Here is a 12,068-nt window from a genome sequence, read left to right as displayed (position 1 = left end):
GGTTAATCGATGAAACTGCGCCACCAACTGGTCACCCTCTCTCTCGGCATGTCGCTGCTGTTGGTCCTGATCCTGGGCGGGCTGCTCGCCCTCTTCATTCGCCACCTGCTGGAGAACAGCCTGGAGGAGAAGGGCAGCGATCTGGCGCGGGTGCTGGCGGCAGATACCCGGGTGGTGCAGGCCCTGCAGCTGGGTAAGGATCCGGGCCTGCGGGACTATGTGCAGGGGATCTGCAAGCGCACCGATGCCGCTTACATGGTGGTGACCGACGAGCATGCCCGCCGCCTCAGCCACCCCTCACCGGAGCTGGTGGGCCAGACCTTCCGTGGGGAGGATATCTGGCCGGCCATTCAGGAGCGGCGCAGCTACTGCTCCAAGGATGTGGGCACGCTGGGGCCGTCCATTCGCTGTTTCTCCCCCGTGGTCGGGGCGGATGGGCGCACCATCGGCGCCGTGGTGGTCGGCTACCTGATGCAGACGGTGGAGGGTATCTATCTGGAGCGCATCGCCCTGCTCATCAGCGCCATCGGCGCCGTGCTGGGCTGTGGCCTGCTGCTGGCATTCTGGCTGCAGCACCGGCTGAAGCGCACCCTGCTGGATCTGGAGCCGGAGACCATAGTCAACCGCTTCGCCCAGCAGGATCTGGTGCTGGAGGGGATCTCGGAGGGGATAGTGGCCCTCGATGGCCAGCACAGGATCAAGATGCTCAACAGCGCGGCCTTCTATCAGCTGCGGCTGCCAGGCACCGGCCGCCATGCCCTGCTGGGGCAATCCCTCGCCGAGCTGGCCCCCAGCCTGTTGCCAGCCCTGAGTCAGCAGGGCGGGGTGCACTTCACCGTGCAGGGGGAGGACTTCGTCGGCCACTGGCAGGAGCTCAGCGGCCGCGAGCCCGGGCGTATGCTCATCTTCAGCCGACCGGATGGCACCGGCAGCCTCGGCATGCAGGTGACTCACCTGCGCCAGTACGCCGAGATGCTGCGCATCCAGACCCACGAGTTTGCCAACAAGCTGGGCAGCCTCTCCGGTCTGCTGCAACTCGGCCACGTGGACGAGGCGGTGGAGCTCATCCAGCAGGAGAACGAGGCCTGCCAGAACATGCTGCAGGACTTGCTGCGGGCCATCGAGAACAAGCCGGTGGCCGGGCTCATCCTCGGCAAGTTCAGTCGGGCGCGGGAGCTTGGGGTCGAGCTGGTGCTGGATCCCGGCTCTGCGCTCGGGGAGTACCCGGCCGAGGTGTCGGCGGACCTCATTACCTGCATCGGCAACCTGCTGGACAACGGCCTGCGCGCAGCCTGGGCGAATCGCGAGCATTGTCCTCCCAGGGTGCTGCTCTCCATCGACGATTTCGGCCGGCGGCTGGTGATCGAGGTGGAGGACAGTGGCGTGGGGGTGGACGAGGCGCTGGCGGACCATCTGTTTGACTACGGCATCAGTCGCCAGACCGGAGATCATGGCGTAGGTCTCTTTCTGGTCAAGAAGACCGTGGCCCGCCGTGGGGGTGTGATAGAATGGCGACGCACCGCCGAACAGACCACATTGTTCGGTATCTATTTGAATAAAAACCAATTGGTGTGAGTCATGAAGCCAATTTTCACGCTTATTATCGAGGACGACGAGCGGATCGGGGCCATCCTTGGCGAGCTGGTCTCCTCGAACGCGGGTTACTCCCTGCTGGGGCGGGCCGAGAGCCTGGCCCAGGCCGATCTCATGCTGCGCGCCACCGAACCTCAACTGCTGATCGTCGACATCTCCCTGCCCGATGGCTCCGGGCTGGAGTGGGTGAACCGGCTGCGCAACCACAACCGCGAGGTGTTCGTGGTGATGGTCACCGCGTCTTGTGACGTGGAGACCATACAGCAGGCTCTGAATCTCGGGGTGCAGGACTACATCATCAAGCCGCTGCGGCTGTTTCGCATCCAGCAGAGCCTGGATGAGATCCTGACCCTGCATCGCCGCCTGTGCGAGCGTGGCCTGCTGGAGCAGAGCGATCTGGATCGGCTGATGGGCAAGGGCCGCATTCAGTCGAGGGAGGTGCGCGATACCCCCAAGGGCATCGACGCCATCACCCTGCGCCAGGTGCTGGAGTTGCTGGCCGGGGAGCCGGACACGGCGTTTTCCACCGACACGGTGGCGCTGCGCCTCTCCTTGAGTCGTACCACGGCGCGCCGCTATCTGGAGTTTCTGGAGTCCGAGGACAAGCTGGATGTGGATCTCAACTACGGCCAGCGCGGCCGACCGGAGCGGCGTTATCACTGGCGCCGCAGCGGCTGAGTCGCAAAAGCGAGTCGCGGTCACAGGAGTAAAAACAACGAGGGAGCCCAGGCTCCCTCGTTGTTTTTAGCGCTATCTGGCAGCGTACCCTATCGATTTTTATGGAAATTCATTCCACTTCTGCTGCTTAAGCTTCCTCCAATAGAGGAGTTCGCCGCCTCATCTTGATCTGGGAGCACATGACACCGCCGAGAATGAGGCCGCCGCCGAGCAAATGATAGCCGTGGATGGGTTCCCCCAGGCTGGTGACGGCGATCATGGCGGTGAACAGCGGGATCAGGTTCATAAACACCGAGGTGCGCTCCGCCCCGAGGCTGGCGAGGCCACGCATCCAGCAGTAGGCCGCCAGCAGGGAGGAGGCGAGCCCGGCGAACAGCACCATGCTCCAGCCCTCCCGCGGCACTACCAGCGAATCTGCGCTGAAGGCGACCGGGACGAGCAGCAGCACCGCCAGCAGGATCTGCACATAGAGGTTGAGCCAGGGGCCGAACGGCAGCTGCCAGCGGCGGATCAACAGGCCATAGAGCGCATAACTGGCCGCCCCCAGCAGCATCATGCCATCCCCGGGGTTGATGCCGTTGTGGAGCAGCGCCAGTGGCTGGCCCTGGCTCAGCAGCCAGAACACCCCGAACAGGGAGACGCTCATGCCCACCAGCGCCTGCTTGCCGGGCTTCTGGCCGAAGAAGCCGGCGCCGATCAGCAGGGTCAGCAGCGGCAGCAGGGAGCCTATCACCCCCATGTTGGTGGCCGAGGTGCTGTGGGCGGCGTAGTAGGCCAGGCACTGATAGAGCACCATGCCGAGCAGGGAGAGCACCAGCAGCTTGCCGAGCCAGGGACGAAACTCGGCGCGGCGGCGCCAAAGCTGCGGCAGGCAGAACGGCGACAGGGCCAGGGCGGCGAGCACCCAGCGATAAAACGAGATGGCGGCGGGGTCGACCACGCCGGCCGCGGCCTTGGAGACCACGGTGTTGGTGGCCCAGATCAGCACCGCCATCAGGGGAAACAGGAGGGGGGAGAAGAGACGCATGGATGACTCCTTTAATGTCAGGTTGGTAGTCTACCCCTGTCTTTCTATTGTGAAGTAACGTAAAACTGACAATCTATCCCGCAGAAAGGACAACCCATGTCCAAGCTCCTCTGTGTCAGAGGCAGAGGCCAGCTGCGAAACGGGGCTCGTCCCGTCTGCTCTGCCAGTGCCATCCAACAGGGATGGCATCCGCATCGGCGGGAGCGCGGGTCATTTTCCCAACCAGAGGCAAGATTGATGGCGCACCACTATCACCCGCGGGATCTGGAGCTGCCGGAGCCCAATCCGCTCTACCTGCGCTATCAGCAGATCCAGGCCGACAGCGCCTGTGCCCCCCACAGCCACCCCTGGGGCCAGCTCAGCATGATAAGCCTCGGGGTGATGGAGATCGTGCTGGACGAGCAGCGGCTGGTGGCGCCGGCGGATTACCTCATCTGGGTGCCCGCCAACCTGGAGCACGCCTCCTACAACCAGCAGGCGCTGGCCTACACCTCCATCTACGTCAATCATGCCCTGGCCGCCAGGCTGCCCAGCGAGCCCAGGCTGCTGGAGATGACGCCGCTCATTCGCGCCATGCTGACGGATTTTTGCGAACGGCGACTCGGCCACATGCAGGATGAGTGGGACCAGCGGCAGGCCGAGCTGCTGGTGGAAAAACTCGCCCACACCCGCTGCCAGGAGAGCTATCTGCCCATGAGTCAGGACAAGCTGCTGGCTCCCATGCTGGCGGCCCTGCGCAGTGACCCCGCCGATCCGCGCACCCTGGCCCAGTGGGCCGAGCAGCTGCACAGCACCGAGCGCACCCTGGCCCGGCGCTGCGTGCGGGAATTGGGGATGAATTTCGGTCAGTGGCGGGGGCGGCTGCGGCTATTGAAGGCGCTGGCCTGGCTCAAGGGGGAGTTGCCCATTCAAGAAATTGGCTGGCGCCTCGGCTACGGCTCCACCTCCGCCTTTATCGCCATGTTCAACCGGGAGCTCGGCTGCTCTCCCCAGCGCTACCGCCAGCAGCTGGCCCACCCGGGCAGCTAAACGCAGGCAGGCCGCACGGCAAAAGCGGCCAGCGGGATTAAACGAATAAAAAGAGGGAGCCTGCTAGGCGCCCTCTGGCTATGTGCCTCTCCGTTTGTAATCAGAAGAAGCCGAGCGGGTTGATGTCGTGGCTTACCAGCAGGTTTTTGGTGTTCTGGTAGTGATCCAGCATCATCTTGTGGGTCTCGCGGCCTATCCCCGACTTCTTGTAGCCGCCGAAGGCCGCGTGGGCCGGATAGGCGTGATAGCAGTTGATCCAGACCCGGCCGGCCTGGATGCCACGGCCCATGCGCCAGGCCAAGTTGCTGTCCCGGGTCCAGAGCCCCGCACCGAGGCCATACTGGGTGTCGTTGGCAATCGCCAGTGCCTCCGCCTCGTTCTTGAAGGTGGTGACCCCGAGCGCCGGGCCGAAGATCTCCTCCTGGAACACCCGCATCTTGTTCTGGCCGTGGAAGATGGTGGGCTGGATGTAGAAGCCCCCCTCCAGCCCGCTCACTTTGGCGGCGTTGCCGCCGATCAGCATCTTTGCCCCCTCGCCACGACCAATCTCCATGTAGCTCAGGATCTTGTCGTACTGCTCGCGGGAGACCTGGGCCCCCACCTGAGTCGCAGTGTCGAGGGGGTTGCCCTGCACTATGGTGTGGGCACGGGCCAGCACCCGCTCCATAAAGTCATCATAAATACTTTCTTGCACCAGGGCGCGGGAGGGGCAGGTGCACACCTCCCCCTGATTGAAGAAGGTCATCAGCATACCCTCCACCGCCTTGTCGATGTACTGGCTCTCGTGCTGCATCACGTCGGCGAAGTAGATGTTGGGGGACTTGCCGCCCAGCTCCACGGTGGAGGGGATCATCTTGTCGGCGGCGCAGCGCAGTATATGGGCGCCAATTTCAGTCGAACCGGTGAAGGCGAGCTTCTGGATCCGATCGCTGGTGGCGAGGGCCTGACCGGCCTCGTTGCCAAAACCATTGACCACATTGACCACGCCAGGGGGCAGCAGATCCTTGATGAGATCCATCAACAACATGATGGTGACCGGGGTCTGCTCGGCGGGCTTGAGCACGCTACAGCAACCGGCTGCGAGCACGGGGGCTAGCTTCCAGGTCGCCATCAGCAGCGGGAAGTTCCAGGGGATGATCTGGCCGACCACGCCGATGGGCTCCTTGAAGTGGTAGCTCACGGTGTTTTGATCCAGCTCGGCGGCTGAGCCCTCCTGGGCGCGGATGCAGCCAGCGAAGTAGCGGAAGTGATCCACCACCAGCGGCAGGTCGGCGGCCAGGGTCTCGCGCACCGCCTTGCCGTTCTCCCAGGTCTCGGCGACGGCGAGCCGTTCTATGTTTTGCTCGATGCGATCGGCGATGCGCAGCAGCAGGTTGCTGCGCTCGGTGACGCTGGTCTTGCTCCAGCTGGCGAAGGCCTTGTGGGCGGCATCCAGCGCTAGCTCGATGTCGGCGGCATCGGAGCGGGCCACCTCGCAGAACACCCGGCCATCCACGGGGGAGATGTTTTCGAAGTAACGCCCGGCGCGGGGTGCCACCCAGTCGCCACCGATGAAGTTGTCGTAACGGGACTTGAAGCTGACCAGAGCGCCTGCCTGGCCGGGAGCGGTATAAATCATCTCATTATCCTTATGTGTGGTCTTGGGGTCTGCGAGAGCGGATCGTCACTGTGCCACCGGCTATCGCAAGGGGCGTGCCAGCGGGTCTGATGAGTCATAAAAAGTTACAAAAACGTTATCAAATGGGGTGTAGCATCGTATCTTGATTAACCAATGAGCCCGATTGCGCAGTGCTGACTGTACCGTTTCTGGACAAGTGCCCGAACAGCTGTGCCCTTTTTGAACAGGAGGCCCGATGAGCGAACACCCCGTATCCAGCCCCATACAACGCTCGTGGCAGCGCTGTCTGCATCAGGGGCTCAGCCGTCAGCAGAGCGCCGAGCTGGACTTGCTGCCCCAGGGAGAGTTGTCGGCCCGGCTGGAGGCGAGCCGCGAGCTCATCGCCTGTTTCCAGCGTTTCGTGCTGCCGCTGTTTGCCCAGCTGCTGGCCGGGCGGCCCTGCCGGCTGCTGCTCTGCGACGCCGAGGGGGCCATCCTGGCGGCCAGTGGCGATGATGGCTTCGCCCGTCACGCCGAGCGTATCTTCCTGCGCAGCGGCGCCCGCTGGGGGGAGGCGAGCAAGGGTACCAACGCCATCGGCACCGCGCTGGCCGAACTGAGCGAGGTGCAGGTGCTCGGCGCCCAGCACTTCTTCGCCCAACACAGTTTTCTCAGCTGCAGCGCCAGCCCGCTGCTCGGCCCAGATGGCAGCCTGCTTGGGGTGCTCGACATCTCCACCGATGCGGCCCATCACGGCGGCGACATGCTGGGCACGGTACGGCTGCTGGCCATGACCCTCGAGAATGCCTTTTTGGCTCGCCAACCGGGCTGGCTGGTGGATCTGGAGCCCCAGAGCCTCTGGTCGGCTCGGTTGCTGCTGGGGGAGGCGGGGAAATTGCTCGGCGCCAACCGGACCGGGCGTCTCTGGCTCGGCCAGTATCCCTTCAATGGGCGGCAACTGCTGCGTGAGCGCCGTGGTCTGCACTTGGTGCCAGAGCCTTTGGCATCGGCTCGCCAAGTGGCGATACCTGTGTCTCTCAAGATGCTGGAGCGGGGCATTTCTTTACTCGTCGAGGGGGAGACCGGCAGTGGCAAGGAGCATCTGGTGCGGGCGCTGCATCGCCAGTCGAGCCGGCAGGCGCAACCGCTGGTGTGCGTCAACTGCGGCGCCCTGCCGGCGGATCTGGTGGAAGCCGAGCTGTTTGGCTATGTGGGTGGCGCCTTTAGCGGTGCCCGCAGCCAGGGCAGTCAGGGCTACTTGCGGGCGGCCCACGGCGGCATCCTGATGCTCGATGAGATTGGTGAATTACCGCTGCTGGCCCAGACCCGGTTACTGCGGGTGTTGCAGGAGCGGGCCGTCACCCCGGTCGGCAGCCACAAGGCTGAAGCTGTGGATTTCTGGCTGGTCAGCGCCAGCCACCGGGATCTGGCTGCCATGGTGCAGGCCGGCACCTTTCGCGAGGATCTCTATTACCGCATCTGCGGTTGGCGCCAATCGTTGGCACCGCTGCGAGAGCGGCCGCTGGCCGAGCGGCAGGTGTTGATGCAGCGTCTGCTTGCGGAGATGGACCCGGCGCTGCGCCTGACTGCTGAGGCAGAGCAGCAACTGCTTGCGCATCCGCTGCCCGGCAACGTGCGCCAGCTCAAGCAGGTGCTGGAGGTGGCCTGCGTGCTGGCGGAGGGACAGGGCTGGATAGGGCCCGCCCACCTGCATCTGCCCGAGGGGCAACCCGCCTTTCACTTCCCGGCCCTGGGGGAGGGCGTCACCACTCTGAGAGCGCAAAACCGGCTGCGGGTGCAACAGACGCTGGTGGCATGCGCTGGTAATGTGAGCGAGGCGGCGCGGCGCCTTGGCATTAGTCGGACTACCCTCTATCGGGTGTTGAAAGAAGGGGATTGAGGCCTCTGTCACTTTGTATTTTGCTTGTGTAGTATGAGTCGTTCGAACACCTTTTTTTCGTTATTTTTCCATGGCATGGAGTGCTCTATCGTGAACGGATGGATGATGTTGAGCGCTGGCTGAGCCAGCAGTTAAAGGCGTATTTGAGGCGCGTGTAATAACACCTTTGGATCTGGATCAGGTTGGCTCCGGATAACAGGGTGTAGAGTCAAAGCTCTTGTTTAGGTGTGATGTCGATGATCCCTTCCTATTCTCGTGTGACCAATTGGCTGTTCTGGTTTTTGTTGGCCATCAGTTTGCTGGCGATCCTGCTATTTGAGTTCGGGCCCGAGCGCCGGTTGAACATACTGGCCACGGCCGAGATGTCCGCCAGGGCGCAGGATGATCGCGTTCAGGGCGGGCGTTCGGTCACGACCCTGGTCGCCGATGATCGCAAGCCTGCCATCGACTGCAAACTGCGAACAGGCTACGAGTTCCCCTTTTGCGAGATGATCTTGACCCTGACCGAGCCCGAACGGGGAATAGACCTGTCCCACTTCGATGGCATGCGGATCAAGCTCAGGGCCGAGGAGGGAAAGCCCCAGATCTGGCGGCTGTTCTTGCGCAACTACGATCCCAGCTATTCAAAGCCGGGGGATGATATCTCCCATAAATTCAACGAAGTGATGTTTCGTCCCAATGACTACAACACGGTGCAGGACGTGGCGCTGGATGTGTTCGCTCCCAGCTCCTGGTGGGTGCAGCAGTACAATATCCCGCTGGCGCAGCAGGGGCCGGATCTGCGACATGTCTATGCCATCGAGTTTGCCTCCGGCGACAGGATGCGGCCGGGGGACTATCAGCTTGAACTGGAACAACTGGAATTCTATGGCCGCTGGAGCAAGCCGGGGGATTTCTATCGTTACCTGCTGATGGGCTGGCTGACTTACGGGGTGCTGCTGTTTTTGATGCAGTACCTGCTGATCGGCGACAAGTTGCGCAAGGCCAAGGCGGCGCGGCGGGCGGCCGAGGCGCTGAGCCAGAGTCTGTGTGAACAGAACCGCCGCACCGAGGAGGAGGCCCGCTACGATCCCCTGACCGGGGCCCTCAACCGACTCGGCGGCGAGAAGTTGCTCAGCGAGCTTGGCGAGATGCCGCTCTCCTTCGTCTACATCGACATCGACCACTTCAAGCGCGTCAACGATGCCCACGGTCATCCCATGGGGGACGAGGTGCTCAAGCACATGGTGAGCGAGGTGCTGCGTCATTGTGATGCGCTCTGCCGGCTGGTGCGCTGGGGCGGGGAGGAGTTCGTGCTGGTCTGTCTGCATTACGAGCAGGCGAGGGCCGAGGCGCTGGCCGAGCGCATCCGGCAGGCGCTGGAACAGTATCCAGACTGGCCGCTAGGGCTCAAGATCACCGCCTCGTTCGGGGTGGCGGAGCGACGGGGCGATCCACTGGAGAGGGTGCTTAAACGGGCCGATGAGGCGCTCTATCAGGCCAAGAAGCAGGGGCGTAACCGGGTCGAAGTGGAGTAGCGGCGAAGGCGCGGCGACAGCAAGAGCTCCATTTCAATAGCGGCGTGCAGGGTTCAATGCTGGCATCGGCGGGTCAAAGCCCGTTATGCTGCGCCGCAATTCGGGCGCTCGTCGCCTGCTCCTCATCCCATAAGGAAGCATCATTATGCCGCAACACCTTGGCGCCCTGACCCTGCTGGTGGCCGATTATGACGAAGCCATCGCCTTCTTCACCCAGGGGCTCGGCTTTGCCTTGCTGGAAAACAGCCAGCTCGACGAACCGGGCAAACCGGGCAAACGCTGGGTGCTGGTTGCCCCGCAAGGCGCCCCGGGATCGGCCCTGCTGCTGGCTCGCGCCGCCAATCCCGAGCAGCAGGCCGCCATCGGTCAGCAGGGCGGCGGCCGGGTCTTCCTGTTCCTCGAAACCGACGATTTCTGGGGCGATTACCACCGCATGCAGGCCTATGGTGTGCACTTTTGTGAACAGCCCCGCGTCGAGTCTTACGGCACAGTCGTGGTGTTTGAGGACATCAGTGGCAATCGCTGGGACCTGCTGCAACGCACCGCTGCCAACTGAAACTGAAAACGTTTATTATCCCGCCTGTCATAAAGTCATAAAAGTGTCACAGAAAGTTCTAATAATTGGCGCACCCATCTTCACAGAGGAGAGAGAAGGGATATGGCTAAGCGAATTCTGGTGGTCGAGGACGAGGCACCAATCCGCGAGATGCTCTGCTTCGTGCTCGAGCAAAAAGGATATGAGACGGTTGAAGCGGAAGACTATGCCGATGGCTTGGCGAAGGTGCGTGAGCCCTACCCTGAACTCATCGTACTGGACTGGATGATGCCAGGTGGCAGTGGCATCCAGTTCATCAAACAACTCAAGCAGGATGAGGTGACCCGCCAGATCCCGGTGGTAATGCTGACCGCCCGTGGTGAGGAAGAGGACAAGGTGCGTGGCCTGGAAGCCGGCGCCGACGACTACATCACCAAGCCGTTTTCTCCCAAGGAGCTGACCGCTCGCCTGCACGCCGTGATGCGCCGCGTCTCCCCCACCTCGGTGGACGAGGTGATCGAGGTGCAGGGGCTCAAGCTGGATCCGGTGTCCCACCGTGTCAGCGCCGAAGACAAGGCGCTGGAGATGGGGCCGACCGAGTTCAAGCTGCTGCACTTCTTCATGACTCACCCCGAGCGGGTCTACAGCCGTGAGCAGTTGCTCAACAACGTCTGGGGCACCAATGTGTATGTCGAGGACAGGACAGTGGACGTGCACATCCGTCGCCTGCGCAAGGCGATCGAGGAGACCGGACACGATAGATTGATCCAGACGGTACGCGGCGCAGGTTATCGCTTCTCAACCCGCCTTTAGAGGACGTTATGTTGCAACCTTACGCCTGGCGGCGACAGTTGTGGCGAATGGCGTTCTTTTACGCCCCCTTCGTCTTGGTCGGTTGGTTGATAGATCACCTCACCCTCTGCCTGCTGCTAGCAACCCTGCTGCATCTTGGCTGGCACTATCGCTTCCAGAAACGACTGTCGGACTGGCTGTGGCACGATCGCAGCCTGGTTCCCCCCAACGGCAGTGGCAGCTGGGAATACATTTTCAACGGTATCTACAAGCTGCAGCAGCGCCACCGGGCCCGTCGCCGCGAGCTGGCGGGCCTCATCCGCCGCTTTCGGGAGGGGGCTGAGGCCCTGCCCGATGCGGCCGTGGTGTTTCGCACCGACGGCAGCATCCTCTGGTGCAACCGGCTGGCCGAGCAACTGCTCGGTTTTCGCTGGCCGGAGGATGCCGGTCAGCACATCGGTAACCTCATCCGCCATCCCGCCTTCGTTGCCTATCTGAACAAGGGGCAGTATGACGAGCCGTTCGAGATGAGTTCTCCCATCAATGAGGAGAAGTCGCTCGAATTTCGCATCATGCCTTATGCCGCGGATCAGGCCATGTTGGTGGTGCGGGACGTGACCCGGCTGCGCAGTCTGGAGAAGACCCGCAAGCACTTTGTCTCCAACGTCTCTCACGAGTTGCGTACCCCGCTCACCGTGCTCAAGGGCTATCTGGAGATGACCGAGGAGCCGCCGCCGCCCGCCATGTGGGCCAAGGCGCACAGGGTGATGATGGAGCAGACCATCCGCATGGATAACCTGGTCAATCAGCTACTCACCCTGTCGCGCATCGAGGCGGCGCCGAGCGTGGATCTCTCCCACCTGGTGGACATGCCCGCCATGCTGGGGCTGCTGGAGCAGGAGGCGCGGGCGCTGTCGGGGGAGAGTGCCCATCAGATTGAGTTCAAGGTGCAGTCCGACCTGCTGGTGCGTGGCGATCGGGATCAACTGCGCAGCGCCGTCTCCAACCTGGTCTACAACGCCATTCATTACACCCCGGCGGGTCGCAAGATCACCGTGGAGTGGCGCAAACAGGGGGCCATGGCGCTGTTTTTGGTGCAAGACGAGGGGGAGGGGATTGCACCCGAGCATCTGGCGCGCCTCACCGAGCGCTTCTATCGGGTCGACAAGGCGCGATCGCGTCATACCGGCGGCTCGGGGCTTGGTCTGGCCATCGTCAAGCATGCCCTGAGTCATCACGATGCCCAGCTCGAGATCGAGAGCCGTGTCGGTGTCGGCAGTCGCTTCAGCTTCCTCATCCCGGCGCGGATGGTGGTGAAATAGCAGCCAAAGCAATGAGTTATCCTCATCAAGGGGGCCTGTCAAAGGCCCTCTTTTCATTTGTCATAATCTGCCGCCATG

Annotated in this window: 10 protein-coding genes; 8 read left to right on the top strand and 2 right to left on the bottom strand. The window is 62.8% G+C overall.

What is annotated here, in order from left to right; all coding sequences use genetic code 11:
- Positions 1-9 precede the first annotated feature (9 nt).
- Together BN1137_RS20265 and BN1137_RS20260 are read left to right on the top strand one after the other, a co-directional pair.
- On the top strand, positions 10-1,575 hold the full coding sequence (locus BN1137_RS20265; protein WP_050720317.1) for an ATP-binding protein: 1,566 nt from the start codon (positions 10-12) through the stop codon (positions 1,573-1,575).
- 3 nt (positions 1,576-1,578) lie between these two features.
- Complete coding sequence (locus tag BN1137_RS20260; RefSeq protein WP_050720316.1) at positions 1,579-2,271, top strand: response regulator; 693 nt, start codon at positions 1,579-1,581, stop codon at positions 2,269-2,271.
- 127 nt (positions 2,272-2,398) lie between these two features.
- On the opposite strand, the gene BN1137_RS20255 is transcribed toward BN1137_RS20260, so the two are convergent.
- Positions 2,399-3,298 carry a DMT family transporter gene (locus BN1137_RS20255; protein WP_050720315.1) on the bottom strand — a complete coding sequence of 300 codons (900 nt, stop codon included), beginning with the start codon at positions 3,296-3,298 and terminating at the stop codon, positions 2,399-2,401.
- A 237-nt stretch (positions 3,299-3,535) separates the two neighbouring features.
- Here BN1137_RS20255 and BN1137_RS20250 point away from each other — a divergent pair, with 237 nt between their 5' ends.
- A complete protein-coding gene (locus BN1137_RS20250) occupies positions 3,536-4,327 on the top strand; it encodes an AraC family transcriptional regulator (protein ID WP_050720314.1) in 792 nt (263 codons plus the stop codon).
- Between the two features lie 100 nt (positions 4,328-4,427).
- Here the strand turns inward: BN1137_RS20250 and exaC are convergent, their stop codons facing one another.
- Positions 4,428-5,945: an acetaldehyde dehydrogenase ExaC gene (gene exaC, locus BN1137_RS20245; RefSeq protein ID WP_050720313.1), complete on the bottom strand. Its 1,518-nt coding sequence runs from the start codon at positions 5,943-5,945 to the stop codon at positions 4,428-4,430.
- 235 nt (positions 5,946-6,180) lie between these two features.
- Between exaC and BN1137_RS20240 the strand changes: the two genes are divergently transcribed.
- From BN1137_RS20240 to phoR, 5 genes are all read left to right on the top strand, one after another.
- Positions 6,181-7,824, top strand: coding sequence for a sigma-54-dependent Fis family transcriptional regulator (locus tag BN1137_RS20240; RefSeq protein ID WP_050720312.1), 1,644 nt, complete (start codon positions 6,181-6,183; stop codon positions 7,822-7,824).
- A gap of 236 nt (positions 7,825-8,060) precedes the next feature.
- Positions 8,061-9,341 (top strand): diguanylate cyclase domain-containing protein, encoded by a 1,281-nt coding sequence (locus BN1137_RS20235; protein ID WP_050720311.1) that lies wholly within the window; start codon positions 8,061-8,063, stop codon positions 9,339-9,341.
- A gap of 145 nt (positions 9,342-9,486) precedes the next feature.
- Positions 9,487-9,897: a VOC family protein gene (locus BN1137_RS20230; RefSeq protein ID WP_050720310.1), complete on the top strand. Its 411-nt coding sequence runs from the start codon at positions 9,487-9,489 to the stop codon at positions 9,895-9,897.
- 102 nt (positions 9,898-9,999) lie between these two features.
- Positions 10,000-10,689: a phosphate regulon transcriptional regulator PhoB gene (gene phoB / locus BN1137_RS20225; RefSeq protein ID WP_050720309.1), complete on the top strand. Its 690-nt coding sequence runs from the start codon at positions 10,000-10,002 to the stop codon at positions 10,687-10,689.
- An 8-nt stretch (positions 10,690-10,697) separates the two neighbouring features.
- Positions 10,698-11,990: a phosphate regulon sensor histidine kinase PhoR gene (phoR, locus tag BN1137_RS20220; protein ID WP_050720308.1), complete on the top strand. Its 1,293-nt coding sequence runs from the start codon at positions 10,698-10,700 to the stop codon at positions 11,988-11,990.
- Positions 11,991-12,068: the final 78 nt, after the last annotated feature.

Source organism: Aeromonas tecta (genome assembly GCF_000820185.1).
Lineage (GTDB): Bacteria > Pseudomonadota > Gammaproteobacteria > Enterobacterales > Aeromonadaceae > Aeromonas > Aeromonas tecta.
This window is presented reverse-complemented; position numbering and strand designations above follow the sequence as displayed.